Annotated in this window: 24 protein-coding genes; 11 read left to right on the forward strand and 13 right to left on the reverse strand. The window is 70.0% G+C overall.

What is annotated here, in order from left to right:
* Window positions 1–32 precede the first annotated feature (32 nt).
* The 4 genes from ruvC to ruvB are packed head-to-tail and all read left to right on the forward strand — an operon-like array spanning window position 33 to window position 4,231.
* Entirely contained in the window at window positions 33–569 is a 537-nt protein-coding gene (gene ruvC, locus MNQ95_RS10330; RefSeq protein ID WP_241954407.1) for a crossover junction endodeoxyribonuclease RuvC, read from the forward strand.
* Between the two features lie 28 nt (window positions 570–597).
* Window positions 598–1,185 carry a Holliday junction branch migration protein RuvA gene (gene ruvA / locus MNQ95_RS10335; RefSeq protein WP_162408313.1) on the forward strand — a complete coding sequence of 196 codons (588 nt, stop codon included), beginning with the start codon at window positions 598–600 and terminating at the stop codon, window positions 1,183–1,185.
* A 45-nt stretch (window positions 1,186–1,230) separates the two neighbouring features.
* A complete protein-coding gene (locus MNQ95_RS10340; protein WP_241952818.1) occupies window positions 1,231–3,153 on the forward strand; it encodes a potassium transporter Kup in 1,923 nt (640 codons plus the stop codon).
* Window positions 3,154–3,208: 55 nt separating this feature from the next.
* Window positions 3,209–4,231, forward strand: coding sequence for a Holliday junction branch migration DNA helicase RuvB (gene ruvB / locus MNQ95_RS10345; RefSeq protein ID WP_241952819.1), 1,023 nt, complete (start codon window positions 3,209–3,211; stop codon window positions 4,229–4,231).
* A 31-nt stretch (window positions 4,232–4,262) separates the two neighbouring features.
* Here ruvB and pdxA read toward each other — a convergent pair whose 3' ends face one another.
* The 6 genes from pdxA to MNQ95_RS10375 all read right to left on the reverse strand — a co-directional run bounded on the left by pdxA (window position 4,263) and on the right by MNQ95_RS10375 (window position 11,278).
* Window positions 4,263–5,249: a 4-hydroxythreonine-4-phosphate dehydrogenase PdxA gene (pdxA, locus tag MNQ95_RS10350; protein ID WP_241952820.1), complete on the reverse strand. Its 987-nt coding sequence runs from the start codon at window positions 5,247–5,249 to the stop codon at window positions 4,263–4,265.
* Window position 5,250: 1 nt separating this feature from the next.
* Window positions 5,251–6,618 (reverse strand): peptidylprolyl isomerase, encoded by a 1,368-nt coding sequence (locus MNQ95_RS10355; protein ID WP_241952821.1) that lies wholly within the window; start codon window positions 6,616–6,618, stop codon window positions 5,251–5,253.
* Window positions 6,619–6,622: 4 nt separating this feature from the next.
* A complete protein-coding gene (gene lptD, locus MNQ95_RS10360) occupies window positions 6,623–8,923 on the reverse strand; it encodes an LPS assembly protein LptD (RefSeq protein WP_202922814.1) in 2,301 nt (766 codons plus the stop codon).
* 119 nt (window positions 8,924–9,042) lie between these two features.
* Window positions 9,043–9,954, reverse strand: coding sequence for a histone deacetylase family protein (locus tag MNQ95_RS10365; protein ID WP_241952822.1), 912 nt, complete (start codon window positions 9,952–9,954; stop codon window positions 9,043–9,045).
* Between the two features lie 157 nt (window positions 9,955–10,111).
* The gene (locus tag MNQ95_RS10370; protein ID WP_241952823.1) at window positions 10,112–10,672 is read right to left on the reverse strand and encodes a cob(I)yrinic acid a,c-diamide adenosyltransferase; all 561 of its coding nucleotides are present in this window, start codon (window positions 10,670–10,672) and stop codon (window positions 10,112–10,114) included.
* A 15-nt stretch (window positions 10,673–10,687) separates the two neighbouring features.
* Window positions 10,688–11,278 carry a hypothetical protein gene (locus MNQ95_RS10375; protein ID WP_162408306.1) on the reverse strand — a complete coding sequence of 197 codons (591 nt, stop codon included), beginning with the start codon at window positions 11,276–11,278 and terminating at the stop codon, window positions 10,688–10,690.
* 105 nt (window positions 11,279–11,383) lie between these two features.
* Between MNQ95_RS10375 and ubiH the strand changes: the two genes are divergently transcribed.
* Window positions 11,384–12,583, forward strand: coding sequence for a 2-octaprenyl-6-methoxyphenyl hydroxylase (ubiH, locus tag MNQ95_RS10380; protein ID WP_241954408.1), 1,200 nt, complete (start codon window positions 11,384–11,386; stop codon window positions 12,581–12,583).
* An 8-nt stretch (window positions 12,584–12,591) separates the two neighbouring features.
* Entirely contained in the window at window positions 12,592–13,773 is a 1,182-nt protein-coding gene (locus MNQ95_RS10385) for a UbiH/UbiF family hydroxylase (RefSeq protein ID WP_241952824.1), read from the forward strand.
* Window positions 13,774–13,833: 60 nt separating this feature from the next.
* On the opposite strand, the gene MNQ95_RS10390 is transcribed toward MNQ95_RS10385, so the two are convergent.
* On the reverse strand, window positions 13,834–14,223 hold the full coding sequence (locus MNQ95_RS10390; RefSeq protein WP_241952825.1) for an EF-hand domain-containing protein: 390 nt from the start codon (window positions 14,221–14,223) through the stop codon (window positions 13,834–13,836).
* A 97-nt stretch (window positions 14,224–14,320) separates the two neighbouring features.
* Window positions 14,321–15,460 (reverse strand): Gfo/Idh/MocA family protein, encoded by a 1,140-nt coding sequence (locus MNQ95_RS10395; RefSeq protein ID WP_241952826.1) that lies wholly within the window; start codon window positions 15,458–15,460, stop codon window positions 14,321–14,323.
* A 157-nt stretch (window positions 15,461–15,617) separates the two neighbouring features.
* Between MNQ95_RS10395 and MNQ95_RS10400 the strand changes: the two genes are divergently transcribed.
* Window positions 15,618–16,574, forward strand: coding sequence for an SMP-30/gluconolactonase/LRE family protein (locus MNQ95_RS10400; protein ID WP_338423326.1), 957 nt, complete (start codon window positions 15,618–15,620; stop codon window positions 16,572–16,574).
* Between the two features lie 127 nt (window positions 16,575–16,701).
* Window positions 16,702–17,421, forward strand: coding sequence for a hypothetical protein (locus MNQ95_RS10405; protein ID WP_162408302.1), 720 nt, complete (start codon window positions 16,702–16,704; stop codon window positions 17,419–17,421).
* Window positions 17,422–17,471: 50 nt separating this feature from the next.
* Here MNQ95_RS10405 and rlmM read toward each other — a convergent pair whose 3' ends face one another.
* Genes rlmM through MNQ95_RS10420 form a run of 3 tightly spaced genes read right to left on the reverse strand, consistent with a single transcriptional unit; the run spans window position 17,472 to window position 20,871 of the window.
* Window positions 17,472–18,527, reverse strand: a complete 1,056-nt coding sequence (gene rlmM / locus MNQ95_RS10410) for a 23S rRNA (cytidine(2498)-2'-O)-methyltransferase RlmM (RefSeq protein WP_241952827.1) — start codon at window positions 18,525–18,527, stop codon at window positions 17,472–17,474.
* A gap of 17 nt (window positions 18,528–18,544) precedes the next feature.
* Entirely contained in the window at window positions 18,545–19,105 is a 561-nt protein-coding gene (locus tag MNQ95_RS10415; protein WP_162408527.1) for a nucleoside deaminase, read from the reverse strand.
* A gap of 11 nt (window positions 19,106–19,116) precedes the next feature.
* The gene (locus MNQ95_RS10420) at window positions 19,117–20,871 is read right to left on the reverse strand and encodes a glutamine--tRNA ligase/YqeY domain fusion protein (RefSeq protein ID WP_241952828.1); all 1,755 of its coding nucleotides are present in this window, start codon (window positions 20,869–20,871) and stop codon (window positions 19,117–19,119) included.
* Window positions 20,872–21,061: 190 nt separating this feature from the next.
* Between MNQ95_RS10420 and MNQ95_RS10425 the strand changes: the two genes are divergently transcribed.
* Both MNQ95_RS10425 and msrA read left to right on the forward strand, forming a co-directional pair.
* Window positions 21,062–21,334 (forward strand): putative signal transducing protein, encoded by a 273-nt coding sequence (locus MNQ95_RS10425; RefSeq protein WP_162408299.1) that lies wholly within the window; start codon window positions 21,062–21,064, stop codon window positions 21,332–21,334.
* 26 nt (window positions 21,335–21,360) lie between these two features.
* Window positions 21,361–21,999 (forward strand): peptide-methionine (S)-S-oxide reductase MsrA, encoded by a 639-nt coding sequence (gene msrA / locus MNQ95_RS10430; RefSeq protein WP_241954410.1) that lies wholly within the window; start codon window positions 21,361–21,363, stop codon window positions 21,997–21,999.
* A 121-nt stretch (window positions 22,000–22,120) separates the two neighbouring features.
* Here msrA and MNQ95_RS10435 read toward each other — a convergent pair whose 3' ends face one another.
* Complete coding sequence (locus MNQ95_RS10435; RefSeq protein WP_241952829.1) at window positions 22,121–22,762, reverse strand: hypothetical protein; 642 nt, start codon at window positions 22,760–22,762, stop codon at window positions 22,121–22,123.
* Window positions 22,759–23,736: a transaldolase gene (locus MNQ95_RS10440; RefSeq protein ID WP_241952830.1), complete on the reverse strand. Its 978-nt coding sequence runs from the start codon at window positions 23,734–23,736 to the stop codon at window positions 22,759–22,761. The genes MNQ95_RS10435 and MNQ95_RS10440 overlap by 4 nt, the downstream gene beginning before the upstream one ends.
* A gap of 245 nt (window positions 23,737–23,981) precedes the next feature.
* On the opposite strand from MNQ95_RS10440, the gene pyk reads away from it, so the two are divergent.
* The gene (gene pyk, locus MNQ95_RS10445) at window positions 23,982–25,448 is read left to right on the forward strand and encodes a pyruvate kinase (RefSeq protein WP_241952831.1); all 1,467 of its coding nucleotides are present in this window, start codon (window positions 23,982–23,984) and stop codon (window positions 25,446–25,448) included.
* Window positions 25,449–25,505: the final 57 nt, after the last annotated feature.

Raw genomic sequence — 25,505 nt, forward strand, 5'->3', positions numbered from 1 at the left:
ATGCGGATCCAGGAGCCCTGCACGTGAGCGCGATGCAGCCGTCGGCCACGGTGCGCATCCTGGGCATCGACCCGGGTTCACAGCGCACCGGCGTGGGCATCATCGACGTCGAACCGGGCGGGAAGCTTCGCCACGTCCACCACCAGCCGCTGGTGCTGCTGGGCGACGGCGACTTCTCCTTGCGCCTGCGCCGGCTGCTCGACGGCCTGACACGGCTGATCGAGGAGTACCGGCCACAGGAGGTCGCGATCGAGCGCGTGTTCGTCGGCCGCAGCGCCGATTCGGCGCTCAAGCTCGGCCAGGCCCGGGGTGCGGCGATCAGCGCAGTGGTGCTGCGCGACCTGCCGGTCAGCGAGTACGGCGCGCGCGAAGTGAAGCTGGCCACGGTCGGCACCGGTGCGGCCGACAAGGCCCAGGTCCAGCACATGGTCTGCGCGATGCTCGGCCTGTCGGGCAAGCTGCAGGCCGACGCCGCCGACGCCCTGGCCATCGCCCTCACCCATGCCCACGTGCGCGCCGCCACGCAGCGCCTGGGTGCCGACGCACGCCTGGCCTGGAGCCGCCGATGACATTTCCCACGATCCACGGAGCGACGGCATGATCGGTCGCCTGCGCGGCATCCTCGCCATGAAGCAGCCGCCTTGGCTGGTGGTCGACGTCAATGGCGTCGGCTACGAGCTGGAGGCGCCGATGAGCACCTTCTACGACCTGCCCGACGTGGGTCGCGAGGTCGCGCTGTTCACCCATTACGCGCAGAAGGAAGACAGCGTGTCGCTGTACGGCTTCCTGCGCGAGGGCGAGCGGCGCCTGTTCCGGGACGTGCAGAAGGTCAGCGGCATCGGCGCGAAGATCGCGCTGGCGGTGCTGTCGGGCGTGAGCGTGGACGAGTTCGCGCGGCTGGTGCAGGGCGGGGACGTCACCGCGCTGACCCGGATCCCGGGCATCGGCAAGAAGACCGCCGAGCGCATGGTGGTCGAACTGCGCGACCGTGCGGCCGATTTCGGTGGTGGCGCGTCGGCCGGGCTGCAGGCGGCGGGCGTCGACCCGCTGGCCGATGCGGTCACCGCGCTGCAACAGCTCGGCTACAAGCCGGTCGAGGCCGCGCGCATGGCCCGCGAGGCCGCCGCGCCGGGCGACGAGGCGGCGGCGATCATCCGCAAGGCCCTGCAGTCGGCGTTGCGCTGACCCGCGCCACCCACCCGATGCCAACCGCGCTAACCTAGGGCCGCCATGACCGCAGCGCATACCCCCACGCCTGCTTCGGGCCAGCAGGGCGCCCCGCATGGCGTCGGTGCCAGCCACCTCGCGCTGGTCGTCGGCGCCATCGGCGTCGTCTTCGGCGACATCGGCACCAGCCCGCTGTACACGCTGAAAGAGGCGTTCTCGCCGCACTACGGACTCAACAGCGACCACGACACGGTGCTCGGCGTGCTGTCGCTGGCGTTCTGGTCGCTGATGGTGGTGGTCACGTTGAAGTACGTGACCATCATCATGCGCGCCGACAACGAGGGCGAGGGCGGGATCATGGCGCTGATGGCGCTGGCCCAGCGCACGCTCAAGAACGGCTCGCGCTCGGCCTATGTCGTCGGCATCCTCGGCATCTTCGGCGCATCGCTGTTCTTCGGCGACGGGGTGATCACCCCCGCGATCTCGGTGCTGGGCGCGGTCGAGGGACTGGAGATCGCCGCGCCGGGGCTGCACCACTTCATCGTGCCGCTGACCGTCGTGGTGCTGATGCTGGTGTTCATGGCCCAGCGCTTCGGCACCGAGAAGGTCGGCAAGGTGTTCGGCCCGATCACCTGCCTGTGGTTCATTTCGCTGGCGGCGATCGGGATCTGGAACATTGTCGAGGCGCCGGAGGTGCTCAAGGCCTTCAATCCGTATTGGGGCGCGCGCTTCTTCATCGACCACGGCTGGCACGGGATATTCATCCTCGGCGCGGTCGTGCTGGCGGTGACCGGTGGCGAGGCGCTGTACGCGGACATGGGCCATTTCGGCGCGCCGCCGATCCGCCATGCCTGGTACTTCTTCGTCCTGCCCTGCCTGGTGCTCAACTACCTGGGGCAGGGCGCCCTGGTGCTCGAGCATCCCGAACTTGTGCGCAACCCGTTCTACGAGGCCGTACCCGGGTGGGCGCTGTACCCGATGATCGTGCTGGCGACGCTGGCGGCGGTGATCGCCTCGCAGGCGGTGATCACCGGCGCATTCTCGGTCTCGCGCCAGGCCATGCAGCTGGGCTACATCCCGCGCATGCGGATCAAGCACACCTCGCACGACACCATCGGCCAGATCTACATCCCCGGGATCAACTGGCTGCTGATGGTGATGGTCATCGGCCTGGTGCTGGCGTTCCGCAGCTCGACCAACCTGGCCGTGGCCTACGGCATCTCGGTCTCGGCGACGATGCTGATCGACACCCTGCTGCTGGCCCTGGTGGCGCGCGCGCTGTGGCCGCGCTGGCGCAACTGGGTGCTGCCGCTGTGCGTGGTGTTCTTCGTGATCGAGGTCGGCTTCGTGATCGCCAATGGCGCCAAGCTGCTGCAGGGCGCCTGGTTCCCGGTAGTGCTGGGCATCGGCCTGTTCACCCTGATGCGCACCTGGCGGCGCGGCCGCGAGCTGATGCGCGAGGAGCTGCGCAAGGACGGCATCCGGGTCGACACTTTCCTGCCGGGGCTGATGCTGGCGCCGCCGGCACGGGTGCCGGGTACGGCGGTGTTCCTGACCACCGACACCACGGTCATCCCGCACGCACTACTGCACAACCTCAAGCACAACAAGGTGCTGCACGAGCGCAACGTGTTCCTGACCGTGGAGACGCTGAACGTGCCGCACGCCCCGGCCGAAAAGCGCCTGAAAATGGACCAGATCGGCGACGACTTCTACCGGTTGATCGTGCGCTTCGGCTTCATGGAGACGCCGGACGTGCCGCTGGCGCTTATGCGCGCCTGCGACGTGGGCGGCATGTCCTTCGACCCGATGGACACCACCTACTTCGCCAGCCGCGAGACGATCGTGGCCGGCCGCCACCGCGGCATGCCGATCTGGCGCGACAAGGTGTTCGCGGTCATGCACCGCAACGCCGCGCCGGCCACCGGCTTCTTCCGCATTCCCGGCAACCGCCTGGTCGAGCTGGGCTCGCAGGTGGAGATCTGACCCCACCACGCCGCGGCCCCTGCGCCGTGGCCGCGTGGCATGCGAACATGCACGCATGAACGATCCGCGCATCCTCACCGCCGGCGCCACCCGCGAGGACGAGGCCCTGGAGGCCTCGATCCGGCCCAAGCGGCTGGACGAATACCTCGGCCAGCAGCCGGTCCGCGAGCAGCTGGGCATCTACATCGAGGCCGCGCGCGGGCGCGGCGAAGCGCTGGACCACGTGCTGATCTTCGGTCCGCCCGGGCTGGGCAAGACCACGCTGAGCCATGTCATCGCCAACGAGCTGGGCGTGAACCTGCGGGTGACCTCGGGACCGGTGATCGAGAAGGCCGGGGACCTGGCCGCGCTGCTGACCAACCTGCAGCCGCACGACGTGCTCTTCATCGACGAGATCCACCGCCTGTCGCCGGTGGTCGAAGAGGTCCTGTATCCGGCGATGGAGGATTTCCAGATCGACATCATGATCGGCGAAGGCCCTGCGGCGCGCTCGATCAAGCTGGACCTGCCGCCGTTCACCCTGATCGGCGCCACCACGCGCGCCGGACTGCTGACCGCGCCGCTGCGCGATCGCTTCGGCATCGTGCAGCGCCTGGAGTTCTATTCGCCCGAGGAGCTGACCCGGATCGTGCGCCGCTCGGCGCGGATCCTGGGCATCGATTGCGAGGCCGAGGGTGCGGGCGAGATCGCGCGTCGCGCGCGCGGCACGCCGCGCATCGCCAACCGGCTGCTGCGGCGGGTGCGCGACTACGCCCAGGTCAGGGCCGCCGGGCATGTCGACGAGGCCGTGGCGAAAGCCGCCATGGCGATGCTCAAGGTCGACCCGGAAGGTTTCGACGAACTCGACCGACGCCTGCTGCGCACGATCGTCGAGCATTTCGATGGCGGGCCGGTCGGCGTGGAGTCGCTGGCTGCGTCGTTGTCGGAAGAGCGCGGCACGCTGGAAGACGTGATCGAGCCGTACCTGATCCAGCAGGGCTTCCTGGTGCGCACCGCGCGCGGGCGCATGGCCACGTCCAAGGCCTATCACCATCTCGGCCTCAAGGCACCGACGCGCGAGGCGGGCGAGCTGTTCTGAACCTGGCGCGGCCGCGCCGCAGGCGCCGCCGTTACAGCGCGCGCGACCGGCGTTGGCTGGCGATGCGGGCGCAGGTCGCCACGGCCGCTTCCAGGCTGGACGGATCGGCCAGGCCGCGGCCGGCGAGGTCCAGCGCGGTGCCGTGGTCCACGGCCACGCGCGGGTAGGGCAGGCCCAGCGTCAGGTTCACCGCGCGCTCGAAGCCACTGTACTTCAGCACCGGCAGGCCCTGGTCGTGGTACATGGCCACCACCGCGTCGAAGCCGGTGAGCTTGTTCGGCAGGAAGGCGGTATCGGCCGGCAGCGGCCCGACCAGCGCCAACCCTTCGCCACGCAGCGCGTCCAGCAGCGGGATGATCGTATCGATCTCTTCGTGGCCGAGGTGGCCGTTTTCGCCCGCGTGCGGATTCAGGCCCAGCACCGCGATCACCGGGGCGGCGATGCCGAAGTCCGAGCGCAGCGCTTCGTGCGTAGTGGTCAGCACGTGGCGCAGCAGGCCGGCGTCGATCGCGTCGGCGACTTCCCGCAAGGGCAGGTGGGTCGTGGCCAGGGCGACACGGACGATGTCGTTGGCCAGCATCATCACCACCTGGCGCCCGGCGTGGCCGGCAAGCAGTTCGGTGGTGCCGGTGTAGGCGATGCCGCCCTCGTTGATCGTGGACTTCTGCACCGGGCCGGTGACCATGCCGGCGAACTCGCCGCGCAAACAGCCGGCGGCCGCATCGAGCAGCGCGCCGACCACGACCCCGGCGTTGCGCGGATCAGGAGCGCCGAACGCCACCGTGCTGGCATTGGGGAACATGCGCAGCGGCAGGTCGCCCGGCCGGCGTGCCGGCTCGTCCTCGTGCAGCAGGTTCAAGGGCAGGGCCAGCGCGGTGGCGGCGGCCTGCAGCGTGGCCGGATCGGCCAGGGTGACCAGCGTGCAGTCGGTGCGCGGCCGCTGGGCCAGGCGCACGCACAGTTCCGGTCCTACCCCGGCCGGTTCGCCCGGAACCAGCGCGAGCCGGGGTAGCGTCACGTCAGCCGCCGGTGGGCGGCGCTGCCGGCGCAGCAGCAGGGGCGGCGGGCGCGGCCGGCGCGGCCTGTTCGCCGGTGCGCAACACCACGTAGGCTTCGCCGCGCAGTTCCTGCAGGTAGCGGTTGAATTCCTCTTCCAACTTGCGACGGCCGATGGTCTCGCGGACCTGGGCGCGACGGTTGGTGTCGGTCACGTCGGTCTGCCGCCCGGCCACTCGCTGGATCACGTGCCAGCCGGCATCGGTACGGAACGGCTGGGAAATGCCGCCGTCCGAGAGCGCGGTCACCTGGCTGCCGAAATCCGGGCCGAACGCGTCGGCCGGGAACCAGCCCAGGTCGCCGCCCTGGCCGCGGGTGTTGGTGTCTTCCGACGATTCGCGCGCGACTTCCTGGAAGTCGGCCCCGCCGCCGATGCGCGCGCGCAGCGTGTCGATCCGGGCCTTGGCGGTGGCGTCGTCCTGGCGGTCGTTGACCCGGACCAAGATGTGGCGCACGTGGTACTCGCTGACCGTCTGGGTGGCACCGCCGGCGGCGGCGTCGCGGACATCGACCAGCTGCAGGAGCTGGAAGCCGCTCGGTCCACGCACCGGGCCGAGGACCTGGCCCGGCGACATCTCGCTGATGGTCCGGGAGAACGCGCTCGGGATTTCATCGAGGCTGCGCCAGCCCAGGTCGCCGCCTTCCAGCGCGTTGGGGCTGTCGGAATAGCGGACCGCGGCCGCGTTGAAGGTCAGTTCGCCGCGGTCGATCACGCTCTTGACGCCCTCTACCTTGCGCTGGCCGGTGGCGATCTGCTCGGCCGTCGCGCCTTCGGGCAGGCCGACCAGGATGTGCGCGAGGTGGTACTGGCGCCCGCCGGTGGCCTGCTGGGCGATGGCCGCGTCGACCTCGCTCTCGCTGACGTTGATGCGGCTCTGGGCGAAGCTCTGGCGCAACCGCTGGACCATGATCTCGTCGGCCAGCGAGCGGCGGAATTCGTCGAAGGACAGGCCGTCCTCCGCGATCCGCTGGCGCAGGCCGTCGACGGTCACGTTGTTCTGCTGGGCGATGGCCGCCACCGCCTGGTTGAGTTCCTGGTCGCTGATGCGGATGCCGTTGCCCTTGGCGCGCTCGACCTGCAGGCGGGTCAGCACCAGGCGCTCGAGCACCTGGCGTTCCAGCACCGCGCGCGGCGGCAGCTGGTCCTCGCGGCCGGCGTACTGGGCGACGATGTTCCGCATCGCGAGTTCAAGCTCGCTTTGCAGGACGACGTTCTCGTCGACGATGGCGGCAATGCGCTCGACCGGCTGCGTCTGCTGCGCCTGGGCGACGAACGTGAGGGGGCAGAGGGCGGCGACCGCCAGGAGGATTGCGGAAAGACGTCGGCTCATGGACTCACGGAATGATGTTCGGATCGTAGGCGTCGGGATCCGGCGTGGTGTTGCTGGGCGGGACCAGATAGAGGTCGTCGCGGTAATAGCCGAGAATAGCACGGCGCAAAGTCCGCTCCGTGTCCTGGCCCGCTGACCCTAGGCCCTTGAGCACGAATTCGAACTGAATGGAATTGTCCAGCTCGCCCTCGCGGTTGCGCACGTACCGGCGGGCCAGCGCCCGCACCGCCAGACAGCAGCTGTCCCACTGCACGCCGGCGACGGCTTCGAGTAGCTTGTCGTCGTCGATCGAGTAATAGTAGCGCCCGACCACGCTCCAGACGGGGTTGATCGGATACAGGAAATTGAAATCGGCCTGTTCCAGCAGGTCCCGGCGGTAGCGGTAGCCGACATTGACCACGCCATCGCCCGGCCACAGGTAGCGGGCGCGGACGCTGGCCAGGTCCTCACGGCGGAACTTGGGGTCCCACTGGTAAGAGGCACCCAGGTTCCAGCGGTCGTTGATCGCATAGTTGCCGTCGGCCACCCACGCGGACTTGCCTTCCTCCACCGGCAGCTCGCCCGGTGCCACCACGCGGGAATCCTCGAAATAGCGGATCTGGCCGATGCTGGCCGACAGCTTCTCGCGGCCGTCGGCCTGGCGGATCAGGCGCGTGCTCAGGGCCACGGTCAGCTGGTTGGCGTCGGTCTGGCGGTCGGCCCCGGAATAGCGGTTGTCGCGAAAGAGCTGGCCCCAGCTGAAGGTGAAGGGGCGGGTGTCGAACAGCGGCAGCCCGTCCTGCTCGCGGTACGGTGCGTTGAGGTAGAACAGCCGCGGCTCGAGCGTGTGCAGGTAGTCGGTGTCGCCGACGGTGGTGTCGCGGTCGAAATACATGCCGGCATCGAGGGTGGTGATCGGCATGCTGCGGGCCGGCGAGGTATCCCCACCCAAGGTCTGCGCGAGGTCATCATCGAGCTGGTAACTGGTGTAGCGCCAGGCCAGGGTCGGATTGACGTACCAGGCCGGGCCACCGATGCGTGCGGCAATGTACGGCTTGACGTCGAAGCGGCTGCCGCCCGGGCGCTCGCTGTGCTGGAAGTGCACCGCCTCGGCCCAGACGCCGGCGTCGAGCCACTGGCCCAGCGGCCGTTCCCAGTTCACGTAGACGCGTGGCAGGCGGCTGTAGGGCAGGTTGTCGTCGGTGAGGGTGTAATCGGTGAGCTGGAAATGCTCGGCCATCGCGCCGGCGGTCCAGTACGCGCCGACCCCGTAGATGCCAGCCGTGCTCTGCAGGTACGACGCGGAAATGCCGGCCAGGCGGTTGGCGAAATCCTCGACGTAGCGCGTGTCCGACACCCAGCCCAGGTTCGCGCGCGCCTGCCAATGTTCGTCGATGTTGTGGTAGCCGCTGAACAGGAAGCGGCCGCGATCACGGTCACGCAGGTCGTCGTTGGGCATGTAGGCGGCGTTGACCACGCCGCGGCCGCCTTCGTAGAGATAGCGGAATTCGCTGTCCAGCATCAGGCCGCGCTTGCTCATCCAGCGCGGCATCAGGGTCATGTCGTAGTTCGGCGCCAGGTTGAGGTAGATCGGCTGCCGGTAGTCGAAGCCGTTGCGGCTGGACATGCTCACCGCGGGGTAGAGCAGGCCGGTCTGGCGGCGGTCGTCGATCGGGAACTTGAACCACGGTACGTACAGGAACGGGATATTGCCCAGCCGCAGCACTGCGTTGCGGGCCACGCCGAAGCCCTCGTCGCTGTCCACGTCGATCTGCTGGGCGCGCAGCTCCCACAGCTGCTGCGAGGGATCGCATGTGCTGTAGGTCGAGCGCTGCATCCGGCCCAGTGGGCCGGTCAGCCGGATCGAGTCGGCGCCACCGTTGCCGCGCCGGTCCACCAGCTGGTACTGGATGTCGCTGATGGTGTGGATGTCGGTGTTCTGGTTGCCCTCGGCGCGGTCGGCGACGATGCGGATGCCCGAATCCTGGTAGCGGACGTTGCCCCGCGCCATGTAGTCGCCGGTTTCGGTGTCCATCCGGATTTCGTCGGTGCCCAGGAACTGGTCGCCCCGGGTCAGCGCCACGTTGCCCTGGATCTGGGGCGTGGTCCGCGTGCCGCTCTGCTGGTCGCCCTCGATGACGGTGGGTTGCTGGTCACGCGCGGGATCGCCCGGTTGCGCGGACGGGGGAGCTTCGTTGAACGGCGGGATGACATCACCGGCCGGGCATAGCGCCCAGTTCAGCGGCTTGTCGTCGGCGATCGCCGTGCCGGGAAGGCAGACGGCAATGCTCAGCGACAGCGGGAGCAGGCGCAGGGGGGCTCGCACAGGCAGGGGGCTTCCAGGCCGAAAATCGCTGGTAGCTTGCCGGATGGAGGTGCATGCGGGCAATGAAAGCCCGGCCCGGGCCGCAGGCGGGGTTCATCCCCCCGTCGCGGTGGGTGGGGTCAGTCGCGCAGCGCGCCGACGTGGGCGACCGTGCACTCGGCGAGGGCGTCCAGGTTGTAACCGCCCTCGAGCAGGGAGACGACCCGCCCTGCGCCGTGGCGCCGGGCGATCGTGCGCAGCTCGGCGGTGATCCAGGCGAAGTCGTCCGCGTCCAGCATCAGGTCGGCCAGTGGGTCGGCCAGGTGCGCATCGAAGCCGGCCGAGACCAGCACCAGCTGCGGGCGGAACGCGTCCAGCCCGGGCAGCAGGGTGTCCAGCCAGGTGTTGCGGAAGCGGAAGCCGCCGCTGCCAGGCGGCAGCAGCACGTTGTGGACGTTGCCCATCCCGCGCTCGTGCACGCTGCCGGTATGCGGGAACAACCCGGACTGGTGGCTGCTGAAATAGGCCACGGCCGGGTCGCGCTGGAAGATCGCCTGGGTGCCGTTGCCGTGGTGCACGTCGAAATCGACGATCGCGATCCGCTCCAGCCCGTGCCGGTCGCGCGCATGGGCGGCGGCCACGGCGACGTTGTTGAACAGGCAGAAGCCCATCACCGCATCGCCGGTGGCGTGGTGGCCGGGCGGACGGACCGCGCAGAACGCGGTCTCGTCATCCCCGGACATGACCGCATCGACCGCCGCGATGCCGGCGCCGGCTGCGTGCAGCGCCGCGCGTCCGGAGCCGGGACCCACCACGGTATCCGGGTCCAGCCTGCGCAGGCCCGCGGGAACCGGTACCAGCACCTCATCCACGAGGGCGGCGGCGTGCACGCGCAGCAGGTCGCCGCGCCGCGCCGCGGGGGCTTCGAGCCAGGCCAGGTCGGGATAGGCGCGGCGCAACGCATCGAGCACCGCCCGCAGCCGGGCAGCCCGTTCCGGATGTTCCGGGCCGGTGTCGTGCTCGAGGCAGGCGGGATGGGTGTAAGCGAGCATGCGGGGCACCGTAGCGCGGTGGCGCGAAGGCTGCCATCCGCATTTGGTGGGAAAGGCCGATGGAGCCGGATTGCGCCGGCCGCCGCGCCGGTGGCTGTTGTCCTGTCACCGTGCCACCGGGGCGCGGGCCAGCCGGGCACGGACCCGCCAGTTCCGCCTAGGGCGCGGTGCGGCGTTCGTGACGCCAGATGACCTCGCCCTGGCCGTCCGCGCGGGCCAGCACCCGGCACAGCACGAACAGCAGGTCCGACAGGCGGTTGAGGTAGCGCACGGCCTCACCGCGGACCGGCTCGACCCGGCCCAGGGCCACGGTCTCGCGTTCGGCGCGGCGCACGATGGTGCGTGCCAGGTGGCAGCGCGCGGCCGCTTCGCCGCCGGCCGGCAGGATGAAGTCCTTCAGCGCGGGCAGGTCGGCGTTGTAGCGGTCGAGGTGGCGCTCCAGCGCATCCACGTCGTCGCCGCTGATGGCGGCATGGCCGGGGATGCAGAGCTCGCCGCCGAGGTCGAACAACTGGTGCTGGACGGCGGTCAGCAGGTCGCGGATGTCGTCGGCGACGTGCGGGGCGGCCAGGACCACGCCGATGGCCGAATTGGCTTCGTCGACGGTGCCGTAGGCGGTGACCCGCAGCGAATCCTTGCCGGTGCGGCTGCCATCGCCCAGCCCGGTGCTGCCATCGTCACCGGTGCGGGTATAGATCTTCGAGAGGCGGTTGCCCATCCCGGACCTGGCAGTTCAGTGCGCGGTGCGGTCGCGCGCGCCCAGCAGCGGCGCGATGCGTTCGCCGGCGACCTGCAGCCCGGCGGCGATGGCGACGTACACGCCGGCGGTCACCAGGTAAGGGGCCAGCCAGTCGGTGTAGTTCTTCCACCAGCCTGCGAAGGTCGGATCGGTGACCGAATCGCTCAGCCAGTAGAAGCTGCCCTGGGCCAGCAGGTGGCAGGCCAGCACCGACAGCACCAGTGCGGCGGCCAAGCGGCCCAGCGCATCCCAGCTGGCGCCGCTGTAGCGGCGGCGCAGCCAGGCGCCACCGGCCCACATCGCGCCATAGGCTGGCACCAGGAACCAGTAGCCGGCCGACACGCAGTAGTGGTTCCAGAAGTCGATGCCCTGGCCGTTGATCACCCACCAGTCCACACCCACCGCCAGCGCGATCAGCGAAGGAAATGCCCAGCGACCCCAGCCGCGCAGGTGGAAGCCGGCGATGAAGAACACCGCCCAGCTCGCGTCCGGCGGCGAGAAGTGGTCGAACACATGCGCGCGCGAGGCGCCCATGAGCAGGGCCAGGACGAACAGGATGAACAGGCGGGGCGTATTGGCGTTCATGGCGCACGGGTGGCTGGGTTCAAGCCGCATTCTAGCCGAAGCACGACGGTGCCCGCCGCGAAGCGGCAAAGGACCGCCTGCACGGCCGCGTATCATGTCCGCATGATGCGACGAACCCACGATGTGCTCATCGTTGGCGGCGGCCTGGTCGGCGCCAGCCTGGCGATCGCCCTGGAGAGCCTGCCGCTGGACGTGGCCCTGGTCGAGGCGTCTCCGTCCGGCGAGCTCCCGGCGGTATTCGACCAGCGCAACCTCAGCCTGGCGGCGGCTTCGGTCAATGCGCTCGCCGCGCTGGGCGTGATGCGCGAACTGCGTGCGCCGACCGGGCCGATCCGCCGCATCCACGTCAGCCGCGCCGGCGACTTCGGCAGCGTCCGCCTGGAGGCCGGCGACTACGGTCGCGATGCGTTCGGCCAGGTGGTGGTGGCGCGCGATTTCGGCGAAGCGCTCGAGGCGCGGCTGGCGCAGCTGCCGCGGCTGACCCGTTATCGTCCTGCACGCTTCGTAGGCCTCGAAGGCGACGACGGTGGGGCGCGCGGAGTGCGCCTGGCCACTGCCGACGGCGACATCCAGCTGCAGGCCCGCCTGCTGGTGGCCGCCGACGGGACGCGCAGCGCGCTGCGTGACGCGCTGGCCATCGCCTCGCGCAGCCACGACTACGGCCAGACCCTGTTCGTGGCGCGGATGCGCGGCGAACGCGTGCCCGATGGCACCGCCTGGGAGCGTTTCACCGACAGCGGGCCGACCGCCTTGCTTCCACGGGGCGATCGGGCGTGGGGCGTGGTCCATGGCGTGCCGGCCGTCCAGGCGGCGGCCGTGTCCGCGCTGGACGACGCCGGCTGGCTGGCGCGCTTGCAGCAGGTTTTCGGCTGGCGTGCCGGCCGCTTCACCGGCGTCGGCGAGCGCAGCGCGTACCCGATCGCCTCGATGGTGGCCGAAGCCCTGGTCGCACCGCGCGCGGTGCTGCTGGGCAACGCGGCGCAGACGATCCACCCGGTCGGCGCACAGGGCTTCAACCTCGGCCTGCGCGACGCGCTGACCCTGGCCGAAGGGCTGCGCGCCCATGCCGGCGATCCGGGCGATGCCACGCTCCTGGCGCGCTATGCGCAGCGCCGGCAGGAGGATCGCGAGCGCACGCTGGCGTTCTCCGATGGTATTGCCCGGATGACCGCCAATCCATCGCCCCTGCTCCGGCCTTTGCGCAGCCTGGGACTGCTGGCTGCCGATCGCAGCGGCTGGCTGCAGTCGTGGCTGGTCGGCGGCGCGATGGGTTTCCGTGGCGACGTGCCGGAGCTGTGCCGGTGACGGGCTACATGAAAAGCCGTGCGCGCCTGGACGTCGCGGTGGCCGGTGGTGGCGTGGTCGGCGCGGCCTGCGCGCTGGCCATGGCCAGCGCCGGACTCGAAGTGGCGCTGGTCGAGCCCCGGCCCGCGCCGCGCTGGCGGGCCGATGAACCGGACCTGCGCGTGTACGCGCTGGCACCGGACAACGCCGGCCTGCTGCAGGAGCTGGGCGTGTGGCCGCAGGTGCTGGCTGCGCGCGCGCAGCCGTACAGAAGGATGCGGGTCTGGGACGCCGCCGGCGGCGGTGAACTGGATTTCGACGCTGCCGGGATCGCCGCGCGCAGCGAACTGGGCTGGATCGTCGAGAACGACCTGCTGGTCGATCGGCTGTGGGCGGCACTGGCCGCCGCGGGCGTGCGCCTGCATTGCCCGGCGCGGGTGCAGGCGCTGGAGCAGGATGCCGGCGGTGTGCGACTGAAGCTGGACGACGGAACGCGGCTGGATGCGCGCGTCGCGGTGGCGGCCGACGGCGCGGCCTCGGACCTGCGTCGCCTGGCCGGGCTGGAAGTCGACGCGCACGATTACCGGCAGCGCGGCGTGGTCGCCTTCATCGAGACGGAACGACCGCACGAGGACACCGCCTGGCAGCGCTTCCTGCCCGGTGGTCCATTGGCCGTGCTGCCGTTCGCGCAGGGCCGCAGCTCGATCGTGTGGACCCTGCCCGATGCCGAGGCCGCGCGCGTGCTGGCGCTGGACGAGGACGCGTTCGCGCGGGAACTGACCGACGCTTCGGCCGCACGCCTGGGACAGGCGCGGCCTGTTTCGGACCGCGTGGCGTTCCCGCTGCGGCGGCAACTGGTGCGGCAACAGGTCGCCGGGCGCGTGCTGGTGCTGGGCGATGCGGCGCACGTGGTCCATCCGCTGGCCGGGCAGGGCGTGAACCTGGGCCTGCGCGACGTGGCCGCATTGCGCGACGAGGTCGAAGCCGCGCGCCTGCACCGCAGTGACTGGACCGCGGCGCACCGCCTTCAGCGCTGGGCGCGTACCCGCCGCAGCGACAACACCGTGTCGGCCTACGCCTTCGAGGGGATCAACCGCCTGTTCTCCAACACCCATCCGGCCGCGACGCTGGCGCGTGGCCCGCTGCTCGGACTGGCCGGAAAGCTGCCGCCGCTGCAACGCGCGTTCTGGCGGCACGCCGCCGGACTCTAGCGTCCGGTTCCACCCGATCCTTGCGGACCCCGATATCCCACTGCCGGTCCGATGGCCCGGTCAGAGGATCCAGCCGGCCAGCTCTTCGCGATCCAGCGTGCCATCGCGATCGACGTCGACGTTGTCGAACTCCGATCGCAGGCTGCGGTCGATGCCGGCCTCGCGCCGATCGACCCGGCCATCACCGTCGGCATCGAGCAGGCCGAAGTCGAGCCGGTCACCACCGACCAGGCTGCGTGGCTCGAGCGAACGGATGATCGTGCGCTCGCCATGCGCGCCCTCGATCACGACCATGCCGGTCTGGTGCTGCAGGGGCTGGTCGACCGGGGTGGCCACGGGCGGCAGCAGGGGCGAAGTGCTGGCCGGCGGACCTTTTGTTGCGGCCAGCGCGGGAGTGCCGGCGAGCGCGGTCGCGGCCAGCAGGGAGACGAAGGCGGAGAAGTGTTTCATCGGTCGGTCGGTCGGGGCAGGGAGGCCGGCCGGCAACGCTAGACACCACCGGGTGAAGCGGCGTTGAACCGTCGCGCCGCCCACCCTGCGTGCCTGCCTACAGGACGATGCGCCGGCCGCCGTCCCGGGCCGAGGCGTACACCGCGTCGACCACGCGCATGTCGCGCACGCCTTCCTCGCCCGGGACCAGCGGTGCGGTGCCCTGCAGGATCGCCAGTGCGTCGTCGTCCATCTGTCTGGCCTGCTGGTGCGGCACTGCGTCGGCGAAGACCTTGCCGTCGCTGGTGCGTCCCTTCAGCCCGTCATAGGTCTGGAACGGCGACAGTTCGTACCAGCCGCGTTCGCAGTCGGCGCGAAGGGTGTTCATGTCCTGGCCGAAACTGGTCGCGCACTCGGCGACGGTGCCGTCCGGGAACTCCAGGGTGAAGTGCATCGTTTCGTCCACGCCTTCGAACAGGGCCGGGCGCCGGATCTCCTGCCGCGCGGTCACCGCGACCGGCTCCTGGCCGGAGGTATAGCGCGCGGCGTTGAGCGAATACACGCCCATGTCGTACATCGCGCCGCCGCCATGCTGCGGAAGCAGGCGCCAGGGTTTGTTCGCAGGGTCGACGTCGTCGTAGGCATTGAAGCCGGCGTCGGCGCGCACCTTGAGGATCTTGCCGTAAGGCTTCTCGCGCGCCATCGCCATGAGCCGCCGGGTGTTGGGCTCATGCTGCAGGCGGTAGCCGATGGTCAGCTGCACCTTGTTGGCCCGGCATGCATCGACCATCGCCTGTGCTTCGGCCGCGTCCATCGCCATCGGCTTCTCGCACCAGACGTGCTTGCCGGCACTGGCTGCGCGCAGGGTCAGCGGCATGTGCAGGTCGTTGGGCGTGGCGATGTAGACGGCCTGGATGTCCGGGTTGTCGGCGATCCGGTCGAAGTCGTCGTAGCTGTAGACATTGCGGTCCGGAATGCCGTGCCTGGCCTGCCAGGCCGGGATCTTCTGCGGCGAGCCGGTGACGATTCCGGCCAGGTGGCAGTGCTGCGCCAGCTGGAGCCCGGGTGCGAGCTGGTGCGTGGCATAGCCGCCCAGGCCCACCAGCGCGACGCCGATGGAGTCCTTGCGCCGCGCCGGGTTCATGGCGTCGCCCGCCGAACGAGCCTGCGATTGCGCCCGCAGCGGCAGCGTGCCGGCCAGTCCTGCACCGGCCATCGCCGCCAGCAGGTGGCGTCGGGTGATTCCAAGCTGCGGCATGTTGCCTCCAAGGTCGCCTGCCGTGAGGTCCGGATCGGACGGTGCGCCTCGGACGATAGGTGGCGACGGCCCGTGGCGCCAGCCCCAAGGTTCGCATGCCCTCCATGTCGTCGCGGAATACGCCTGTCGGCTCTGGCACACTGGCGCGCGCATCGCCATGGAGGACGCCGCCATCACACGCCAACCCCGCAGGTCCCGCCGTCCCTCGCGCATCGCCCTGTGCCTGTTCCTGCTGGCGCCGGGCTTCGCGGCGGCTTCCACGGCGCAGCCCGGGGACAGCGCGCGCGTACAGACGCGCGACCTGGTCGGCGATGGCGTGTTCGGTAGCGGAATCGAAGGGCCAGCGGTCGGCCCGGATGGCGCGCTGTATGCGGTGGGCTTCGGCCGCGACGGCACCATCGGCCGGGTGGTGACGCGCGCCGATGGCCAGGGCGAGGCCGCGCTGTTCGTGCGGCTTCCCGAGGGAAGCACCGGCAACGGCATCCGCTTCGGCGCCGATGGAACGATGTACGTGGCCGACTACACCGGCCACAACGTGCTGGCCATCGACCTGGATACGCGCGGGGTTCGCGTTTTCGCGCACCTGGAGGGTGCGCACCAGCCCAACGATATCGCCTTGGCCCCGGATGGCACGCTCTACGCCAGCGATCCGGACTGGAAGAACAATGCCGGCCAGTTGTGGCGCGTCGGTCGCGACGGCATCGCGCAGCGGCTGGAGACCGGCATGGGCACGACCAACGGCATCGAGGTCAGCCCCGACGGCCGGCATCTGTACGTGAACGAAAGCGTGCAGCGCAATGTCTGGGTGTACGACATCGATGCCAGCGGCGGCCTGTCGGGCAAGCGCCTGCTGATCGCATTCCCCGACCATGGCATGGACGGCATGCGCAGCGATGCCGATGGCAACCTGTATATCGCCCGCAACGGCGCCGGCGTGGTGGCGGTCGTTTCACCGGCGGGGCAGGTGCTGCGCGAAGTGAAGCTGCGCGGTGCCAAGCCGACCAATGTCGCCTTCGGTGGCGCCGACGGTCGCGATGTATACGTGACCCTGCAGGACCGCGGCGCCATCGAGACATTCCGCAGCGAACGGCCGGGACGGGAGTCCGGCCGGTAGCGCACCCTTTCCGTCCAGGCCGCCGTGGTGCCGGTACAAGGGGCTGAAGGCCACCCTTCCGGGGGGGGGCGTCCCAGCCCCTGCGACACCGATCGCCGATACTGGTCTACCGGAGGAGGCACGACCGATGCAGCAACTCGAACTGAAAGAGCCGGCGACGTTCGCCACCGAGTTCCTCCGCCAGACCCAGTTGCAGGGTTTCGGCGCGCTGAGCAAGCGCGACCTTGAGCTTCTGGTCTACGTGCTGCTCGAACGCGACGGCGCGATCGATCGCAACGCCAGCAACCATTCGGCGGCCGCCTTGCTGCGGATCACCCCGGCCAAGCTGCGCGCGCTGCGCAGCGACGGTTACGCGCGCTGGCGTCAGCTCGTCGCCGAACCGTCGGACGCGGCGTTGCGTCGCATCCTCGGCAACGTGCTCACCGAGGCCAACCTGCGCGCCGGCAGCCGCCACGTCAGCGAACGCAGTCGCAAGGATGGGTTCCTGGCCGTGCGCGTGGAGCACCCGGACGACCGGCTGCAGTTCGAGCAGGCCGTCCTCGATGCCGGTGCCTTGCCCGTGTACGAGCGCAACCGCGAAGTGCTGGCAGTGCGTTTCGACACACTGGTCGCACTGGCCGAGCGCAGCGGCTTCCTGCAGCCGGATACCGAGGTCGTGGTGAAGGAGTTGCGCAAGCTCGCGCCCGGCTCGGAGGAGCTGGCCGACCTGTTGAAGAAGGACGTCACGAAACTGCGCTGGGAGGATGCGCGCGCCGCGCTGAACAGCCTCGGCGCGAAGGCGGTGTCCAGCAGCGCCGAGGGTGGCCTCAAGAGCCTGCTGAAACTGGTCTTCCCGTTCCTGCCTTGAGTGCGCGCAGCGGCTCCGGATGTCCGCAGGGCTGAGAGCCGCGCCCGTTGTCAGCCGCCCGTCGTGGCGAAAACCGTGATCTCTTCGCGGTCGTGGTAGAGCTGCCTGGCGCGCACGGTGACCGGCTTTCCGGCCTGCTCTTCGAACAGGTCCAGGCACAGCCGGGTTTCCTGCCAGCGCTTCTTCATCGGCAGTTTGAGGTTGAACACCGCGTGGCGGCACCAGCCCTCGCGGAACCACTGCGCCATGCGCGCGGCGACCTTGCTCGGCTGTTCGACCATGTCGCAGACCATCCAGTCCAGCGGCCGCGCGGGCTGCCAGTGGAAGCCGTCGGCGCGCAGGTGTTCGACCAGGCCGGTGTCGAGCACGTGCTGGCGCAAGGGGCCATTGTCGACCGAAGTCACCCGCAGGTGCTGGCGAGTCAGCACCCAGGTCCAGCCGCCCGGGGCGGCACCGAGGTCGGCGGCGGTCATGCCGGGGCGCAGCAGGCGCTCGCGCTCGCCCGCGTCGAGCAGGGCGAGGAAGGCTTCTTCAAGTTTCAGCGCCGACCGCGAGGGCGCGTCGGGCAGCAGCTTCAGTCGCGGGATGCCCAGCGGCCACGGCGCGCTGTCGCGCGGGTCGGCCAGCGCCAGCAGCGCGTGGTCGCCGGCGAGGAAGCACACGTGCAGGCGCGGCAGGCGTGGATCTTCCTTCGCCGAAAGCACGCCGGCCTTGCGCAACGCCGGGCGTAGCGCGTTGCCGAAGCTGCGCGCCAGGCCCGACAGTGGCTTGCCCGCATCCGAATCCGGATGCTCGACCCAGAGGTCGCCGACGCGCAGGCCGGCGGGCAGCGCGGCCAGCAACGGCGTCAGCCGGTCCTTCGGATCCAGCCCGCGCAGCTCGGCGAACAGGCGCAGCTTCTGGCGGGCGAAAACCAGGTCGCTGAAAGGCAGGTTGCGGGCCAGTACCTGCGCGTCGGCCTCGTCGCCGGTGACGAACAGCACATGCCCGTCGTCGCGAACGGCGCGCGCGTAACCGGCGATACCGGCGAAGGCGGCGCGCTCGCCGAACTCGGCCGCGAGTTCCGGCTCGAAGCCCTGGCGACAGTAGCCGAGCAGTCCGTGCATGGTGGGGGCAGCGGCGCTCAGTAGCGCTCGCCGCCGCCCTCGCCGTAGGCGCGCAGCACCGCACGCGCGTCGCCGCGCAGCAGGTCGCGGGTGACGGCGATGCCACGGCGCTCGAGCTCGCCGATCCAGTCCGCCGGCAGCGGGCCTTCGTCGAATTCGGTCAGCTCCATGACGTCTTCCGAGCGCGCGCCGATCAGCAGGCGGTCGATGCCGGCCCAGATCGTGGCGCCGTAGCACTGGCAGCAAGGCTGCGACGAGGTGGCCAACGTCACCGGCGACAGCACGTCGTTCAGGCGCGGGGTCTGCAGGCGCTGCTGGGCGAGCATGTAGGCCATGTTCTCGGCGTGCGCCAGCGAGGTGGTGTGCGGCATCACCCGGTTCACGCCGGCGGCGATCACCCGGTGGTCCGGGCCGAACACCACTGCGCCGAACGGGCCGCCGCTGCGCGCTTCGACATTGCGCCGCGACAGTTCGATCGCCAGCGCGACCTTGTCCTCGTCGGAGGCGAAGGTCGCGGCCTGGTCGAACGCGTCATGGACCCAGGCGGGCAGGGTGAGGTGGACCTGTGCGTACAGCATGGCGTTCGTGCTCAACCCGCCGACCAGGTGTCGCGCAGGGTCACGCTGCGGTTGAATACCGGCTTTTCCGGGGTGTGGTCGCGGCGATCGGCGACGAAATAGCCGGTGCGCTCGAACTGGAACGACTGCTCCGGCGCGGCCTGCGCGGCAGCTGGTTCGATCCAGCCCTGCACGGTCTTCTTCGATTCCGGATTGAGGTAGTCGCGGTAGGTCTTGCCTTCGGACTCGTCGTCGGGCTTCTCCACCGAAAACAGGCGGTCGTACAGGCGGATTTCCGTGGCCACCGCGTGCTGCGCGCTGACCCAGTGGATCGTGCCCTTGACCTTGCGGTTGGCGCCTTCCATGCCCGGGCGCGATTCCGGATCCAGCCAGCCGCGCAGTTCGGACACGTTGCCGGCCTCGTCCTTCACCACCTCGTCGATGCGCACGATGCCGGCGCCGCGCAGTCGCGCTTCGCCACCGGGCACCAGCCGCTTCCAGCCCTTGGGCGGGACTTCGGCGAAATCCTCGCGCTCGATCCACAATTCGCGCGCGAACGGCACCTGGCGCTCGCCCTGTGCTTCGTCCTTGGGATGGTTGGGGAATGTCAGCGATTCCTCATGGCCCTCCGGAAGGTTGGCCAGCACCAGCTTCAGGGGATCGACCACGGCCATGCGCCGCGGTGCGGTGGCGTCCAGGTCGTCGCGCAGGCAGCCTTCCAGCACCGAGAAGTCGATCACCGAGTTCTGCTTGCTGATGCCGACGCGGTCGACCAGCAGGCGCAGCGAGGCCGGCGTATAGCCGCGGCGGCGCAGGCCCTGCAGGGTGTACATGCGCGGATCGTCCCAACCGTCGACCAGGTTCTCGGCGACCAGCTGGGTCAGCTTGCGCTTGCTCATCACCGTGTAGTTGATGTTCAGGCGCGAGAACTCGATCTGGCGTGGCTTGGCCGCTTCCTTCGGCAGGCCGTGCTTCTCCAGCGGCGCCAGCAGGTCGGGGTTGCCGGCCAGGTCGACGTTGTCCACGCACCAGTCGTAGAGCGGGCGGTGGTCCTCGAATTCCAATGTGCACAGGGAATGGGTGATGCCCTCGACCGCATCGCCCAGCGCGTGGGCGAAGTCGTACATCGGATAGATCGGCCATTCGCTGCCGGTGTTCTGGTGCTCGACGTGCTTGATCCGGTACAGCGCCGGGTCGCGCAGGTTGATGTTGCCGCTGGCCATGTCGATCTTCGCGCGCAGGGTGCGGGCGCCGTCGGCGAATTCGCCGGCGCGCATGCGCGCGAACAGGTCCAGGTTCTCCTCGACGCTGCGCTCGCGGTACGGCGAGTTGCGGCCGGGCTCGGTCAGCGAGCCGCGGTAGGCGCGCACTTCCTCGGCCGACAGGTCGCAGACGAAGGCCTTGCCGTCGGCGATGAGCTTCTGCGCGGCCAGGTAATAGACGCCGAAGTAGTCCGAGGCGTGGCGCAGGCTGGCCCAGTCGAAGCCCAGCCAGCGCACGTCGTCCTGGATCGCGGCGACGAATTCGGGGTCTTCCTTGGCCGGGTTGGTGTCGTCGAAACGCAGGTTGCAGCGCCCGCCGAACTCGGCGGCCACACCGAAGTCCAGGCAGATCGCCTTGGCATGGCCGATATGCAGGTAGCCGTTGGGCTCGGGCGGGAAGCGGGTGCGGATCGCGGCGTGCTTGCCGCTGGCCAGGTCCTCGCGGACGATCTGGCGGATGAAGTCCCTTTTTTCCGGCGGGGCGTCGGCGGGCGAGGCGTCGATGGGCTTGGGGGCGTCGGACATGGGGCGGGGGCTGCGAAGGCAAACCGCAAGTTTAGCCGAGCCGCCCCTGTGCAGGCGGCTGCGCGCGGTCGACGCGTTCCGCCTGAACGGCTGGCGGCGCGTTCGCGGATGCTTGGCCGATGCCGCCGGGGCGGGCGTATGCTCGGGTCGATGGCGGACGCGGTGTCCGCCGGCCCGTGAGGATTCCTCCATGCAGGTCGCCTACCGCGCCCACAACCTGATCGACGCCCACCTGGCCCGGCATGTGCTGGAAGACGTCGGCATCCCGGCCTTCGTCTTCGGCGAGAACCTGCTCGGTGGTGCCGGCGAACTGCCGCTGTTCGGCGTCCTTCGGGTCTGCGTGCCCGACTCGTCGATGCCGGAAGCCAGCGCGGCGCTGCAGGCCGCCGGGCTGGGCGACGACTTGCCCGGCACTGGTTCCGACCCCATTTCCCTGGACGACCCCGGCCTCCTGCCGGCGTGACGGAGCGTCCGATGACCCTTGGATCGATGCTTGGCGTAGGCGCCTGGAAGCAGCGCCTGCCGCGCGAAGCGGACCTGCTGCCGGGCCGCGGGCAACCGTTGCCGCTGCACAACGTCCATCATGTCCACGGCCGCCCGCTGCGTGGCGAATTCCCGGGCATGGAGGTGGTCGACGTGGGCCTGGGCTGCTTCTGGGGTGCCGAGCGCAAGTTCTGGAACCTGCCGGGCGTGCATACCACCGCGGTGGGTTATGCCGGCGGCGGCACGCCGAATCCGACCTACGAAGAGGTGTGCTCCGGCCAGACCGGGCACACCGAAGCAGTGCGCGTGGTCTACGACCCGGCCCAGCTGGATTTCGCCACGCTGCTGAAAGCCTTCTGGGAGAGCCACGATCCGACCCAGGGCATGCGCCAGGGCAACGACGTCGGCACCCAGTACCGTTCGGCCCTCTACTGCCACACCCAGGCGCAGTACGACGCGGCCCTGGCCAGCCGCGATGCCTACCAGGAGTCGCTGCAAGCATCGGGCTACCCGCCGATCACCACCGAGATCGCGTATCCGGCGCCGGCGTTCTTCTACGCCGAGGACTACCACCAGCAGTACCTGTCGAAGAACCCGAACGGTTACTGCGGGCTGGGTGGAACCGGCGTGTCCTGCGCGATCTGATCGCTGCGGCGGCGGGGTCGCTGTTTCTTGTAGGAGCGGACTTCAGTCCGCGAAGCCGACGCCCTCGGCCCGACGGTGCCCCCGTGATTCCGATGCCCCGGTGTCGCGGTCATGCCCGCTCCTACAAAGCCGAGATCCCGCACACGTAGACCACCTCGCAGGCCCCGCCGCCGGTGTCGGTGCGGCTGGTGGAACTGCGCCAGCGCCAGCCGTCGTCGGCCTGGACCTCGACCAGCCAGCCGTCGATCCGCACGCGCTGCCCGGCCTTGATGCCAGCCAGCGTGCGCGCAACCTCGGTCGATGAGGGGATCATGTGCATGTTCGCGCTGCTGCGTGCGATCTCGGGCAGCGGCAGCGGCGGGTCGTTCTGCCAGCGGTAGCGGTACCAGCGTCCGGACTGGCTGATGTCGAGGCCGTCGATCACTTCATCGCGCGCCATGCCGTCCCAGCCCAGGGCCAGGTCGGTGGGCGACCAGTCGGCTTCACGCCCGCTGGAATAGTCGCGGCGCGAGAGCACGCGTCCGTCGAGGCTGAAGCCTGCCAGCGGCACCAGCTTCGACGCGGCCATCGGGAACGACGCCATGCCGCCGGGGACATCGCTCTGCAGCGGGGCCCCGCTCTGGCGGATCGACGGCGGCAACGGACACCGGCTGCTGCCCGCATGCACCGCGGCGGGCAGGTCGCCGGCGCGGCGCGGCGTGGAAAACCACCAGCCGGCCAGCCCGAGCAGCAGGCAGGCCAGCAGCACGCGGTTGAGGGTCACGCCAGGCGCTGGGCGATATCGCTGCGCAGGGCGTCCAGGTCCTTGGCGAAGGCGGCGATGCCCTCGGCCAGCTTCTCGTCGGCCATCGCGTCGGCAGCCAGGTCGGCGGCGAAGCGGGCCTGGTTGACCGGCGTGATCACCCGCTCCTCGCGCGCCGGGGCCACCAGCTTGCGCTCGACCGTGCCGGTGGAGGCGTCCAGCTGTTCGAGCAAGTCGGGCGAAATGGTCAGGCGGTCGCAGCCGGCCAGGGCCAGCACCTGCTCGACGGAGCGGAACGAGGCGCCCATGACCACGGTCGCCGCGCCGCGCCGCTTGAACTCGGCGTAGACCCCGCGCACGAACACCACGCCCGGATCCTTGTCGATGCTCGCCGGCACCTGGCCGCGGGCCTTGTACCAGTCGAGGATGCGGCCGACGAAGGGCGAGATCAGGAACGCGCCGGCCTCGGCGCAGGCGATGGCCTGGGTCGGGTTGAAGATCAGCGTGAGGTTGCAGTCGATGCCCTCGGCCTGCAGCTGGCGCGCCGCTTCCACGCCTTCCCAGGTGGCGGCGACCTTGATCAGGATCTTTTCCCGGCCGATGCCGCGCTCGGCGTACATGGCGACGAACTTGCGCGCCTTGGCCACGGTCGCGGCGGTGTCATGGGCCAGGTCCGCATCGACCTCGGTGGACACGCGGCCCGGGACCAGGCCGGTCAGCATCGCGCCGACGCCGACGGTCAGCCGGTCGGCGACCTCGTCGATCACGGCCTTGTCGACCGCCGGCTGGGTGCGTGCCCAGGCCAGTTCGCGATCGATGAGCTCGGCATAGACCGGCAGGCCCAGGGCCTTCTTCACCAGGGTCGGGTTGGTGGTGCAGTCGACGGGACGCAGGCGGACGATGGCGTCGTAGTCGCCGGTGTCGGCGACGACCACCGACAGTTCGCGCAGCTGCTGCAGGCGGGAGGGAGCTGAAACGGAGGCGGATGCGGTCATCGGATGCGGAATGGCTTGGGGACAGATGGGACTGTCCATCGTACCTGCGCGCGACACCGCGTGTCGCCGTGACTGAGGTGCGCGCGCATGGTTGTCGATGCAACTTGTTTTCCGTCCGCATGCGTATGCGTCCAGTCGGCGACGATGCCGCGCAGGACGAACGGCGCGTCGCCGATGACAGCGCTGCCGCTCGGTGGGTCGTTGTGGTAGTTTTCCCTGCCTTTTAGGGACCTCACACAAGAGAAATGACCGACCAACAGCGCCGCACCAAGATCCTCGCCACCCTCGGACCGGCCACCGACGCGCCGGGCGTGCTGGAGGCGCTGTTCCGCGCCGGCGTGAATGTCGTCCGCCTCAATTTCTCGCACGGCGATCCGTCGGGCCAGGCCAAGCGTGCCGCCGACGTGCGCGCCGCGGCGGCACGGGTCGGCGTGGAAGTCGGCATCCTCGCCGACCTGCCCGGCCCGAAGATCCGCATCGAGCGCTTCGCCGCCGGCAAGATCACGCTGAAGGCGGGCGACCGCTTCGACCTGGTCGCCTCCGTCGATGCGCCTCCCGGCGACAACAGCCAGGTCGGTGTCAGCTACCTGGGCCTGCCCGGTGACGTGGCGGCCGGCGACGTGCTGCTGCTCGACGATGGCCTGATGCAGTTGCAGGTCGTGGACGTGCAGGGCGAGCGCATCGTCAACACCGTGCTCAACGACGGCGTGCTGTCCGACCGCAAGGGCCTGAACAAGCAGGGCGGCGGCCTCTCGCTGGGCGCGCTGACCGAGCGCGACAAGGAGCTGATCGGCATCGTCGCCAAGATCGGCGTGGACTTCATCGCCGTCTCGTTCTGCCGCAATGCGCAGGACATGAACGATGCCCGCGCGATCGCCCGTTCGCACGGCTGCGACGCGGCGCTGGTCTCCAAGGTCGAGCGTACCGAGGCGATCGAGAACCTGGTCGAGATCGTCGAGGCCTCCGACGTGGTGATGGTCGCCCGCGGCGACCTGGGCGTGGAGATCGGCGACGCCGAGCTGCCGGGCCTGCAGAAGAAGATCATCCGCGAGTCGCTGGCGCAGAACAAAGTGGTGATCACCGCCACGCAGATGCTGCAGTCGATGGTCGAGAGCCCGATCCCGACCCGCGCCGAGGTGCTGGACGTGGCCAACGCGGTCATCGACGGCACCGACGCGGTGATGCTGTCGGCCGAGACCGCCGCCGGCGCCTACCCGGTGCGCGCGGTCGAGGCGATGGCCCGCATCTGCCTGGGCGCCGAACGCCAGTTCCAGACCGAGACCGACTTCGGCAAGGCCCAGCGCAACCTCGAGCGCGCCGACCAGGCCATCGCGATGGGCACCATGTTCCTGTCGCAGCACATCGGCGTGCGCGCGATCGTGGCGATGACCGAATCCGGCGGCACCGCGCGCTACCTGTCGCGCTTCCGCGCCTCGGCGCCGATCTACGCGATCACCCGCCACGACGGCGCGCGCCGCAAGATGGCGATGATGCGCGACGTGTTCCCGATCAACTTCGACAGCCGCGGCCTGACCCCGCGCGAAGCCGCGCGCGGCAGCATCCGCCTGCTGGTCGAAGCCAACCAGCTGAAGGCGGGCGACCGCGTCGTGTTCACCAGTGGCGAGCACATGGAAACCCATGGCGCGACCAACACGCTGCGCCTGCTCGAGGTCAGTGCGGACGGCAGCGCCAGCGGCCTGGGCGAGCTCTGACACAGCACCAGCGTTGAGCCACGCGGCGCCCATCGGGCGCCGCGCTGGTTTGGGGCG

This window comes from Pseudoxanthomonas daejeonensis (assembly GCF_022637495.1).
Lineage (GTDB): Bacteria > Pseudomonadota > Gammaproteobacteria > Xanthomonadales > Xanthomonadaceae > Pseudoxanthomonas > Pseudoxanthomonas daejeonensis.

Bases quoted from the DNA above. Each gene is read 5' to 3' on its own strand.
- MNQ95_RS10440 (WP_241952830.1), bottom strand. From the start codon at position 23,736: ATGACCGCATCCGCCTCCGTTTCAGCTCCCTCCCGCCTGCAGCAGCTG.
- ruvA (WP_162408313.1), top strand. From the start codon at position 598: ATGATCGGTCGCCTGCGCGGCATCCTCGCCATGAAGCAGCCGCCTTGG.
- pyk (WP_241952831.1), top strand. From the start codon at position 23,982: ATGACCGACCAACAGCGCCGCACCAAGATCCTCGCCACCCTCGGACCG.
- MNQ95_RS10385 (WP_241952824.1), top strand. From the start codon at position 12,592: ATGAAAAGCCGTGCGCGCCTGGACGTCGCGGTGGCCGGTGGTGGCGTG.
- MNQ95_RS10400 (WP_338423326.1), top strand. From the start codon at position 15,618: ATGGAGGACGCCGCCATCACACGCCAACCCCGCAGGTCCCGCCGTCCC.
- MNQ95_RS10375 (WP_162408306.1), bottom strand. From the start codon at position 11,278: ATGAACGCCAATACGCCCCGCCTGTTCATCCTGTTCGTCCTGGCCCTG.
- ruvB (WP_241952819.1), top strand. From the start codon at position 3,209: ATGAACGATCCGCGCATCCTCACCGCCGGCGCCACCCGCGAGGACGAG.
- MNQ95_RS10340 (WP_241952818.1), top strand. From the start codon at position 1,231: ATGACCGCAGCGCATACCCCCACGCCTGCTTCGGGCCAGCAGGGCGCC.
- MNQ95_RS10355 (WP_241952821.1), bottom strand. From the start codon at position 6,618: ATGAGCCGACGTCTTTCCGCAATCCTCCTGGCGGTCGCCGCCCTCTGC.
- MNQ95_RS10370 (WP_241952823.1), bottom strand. From the start codon at position 10,672: ATGGGCAACCGCCTCTCGAAGATCTATACCCGCACCGGTGACGATGGC.
- rlmM (WP_241952827.1), bottom strand. From the start codon at position 18,527: ATGCACGGACTGCTCGGCTACTGTCGCCAGGGCTTCGAGCCGGAACTC.
- MNQ95_RS10395 (WP_241952826.1), bottom strand. From the start codon at position 15,460: ATGCCGCAGCTTGGAATCACCCGACGCCACCTGCTGGCGGCGATGGCC.
- MNQ95_RS10405 (WP_162408302.1), top strand. From the start codon at position 16,702: ATGCAGCAACTCGAACTGAAAGAGCCGGCGACGTTCGCCACCGAGTTC.
- MNQ95_RS10420 (WP_241952828.1), bottom strand. From the start codon at position 20,871: ATGTCCGACGCCCCCAAGCCCATCGACGCCTCGCCCGCCGACGCCCCG.
- MNQ95_RS10365 (WP_241952822.1), bottom strand. From the start codon at position 9,954: ATGCTCGCTTACACCCATCCCGCCTGCCTCGAGCACGACACCGGCCCG.
- MNQ95_RS10390 (WP_241952825.1), bottom strand. From the start codon at position 14,223: ATGAAACACTTCTCCGCCTTCGTCTCCCTGCTGGCCGCGACCGCGCTC.
- msrA (WP_241954410.1), top strand. From the start codon at position 21,361: ATGCTTGGCGTAGGCGCCTGGAAGCAGCGCCTGCCGCGCGAAGCGGAC.
- MNQ95_RS10415 (WP_162408527.1), bottom strand. From the start codon at position 19,105: ATGCTGTACGCACAGGTCCACCTCACCCTGCCCGCCTGGGTCCATGAC.
- MNQ95_RS10425 (WP_162408299.1), top strand. From the start codon at position 21,062: ATGCAGGTCGCCTACCGCGCCCACAACCTGATCGACGCCCACCTGGCC.
- ubiH (WP_241954408.1), top strand. From the start codon at position 11,384: ATGCGACGAACCCACGATGTGCTCATCGTTGGCGGCGGCCTGGTCGGC.
- ruvC (WP_241954407.1), top strand. From the start codon at position 33: ATGCAGCCGTCGGCCACGGTGCGCATCCTGGGCATCGACCCGGGTTCA.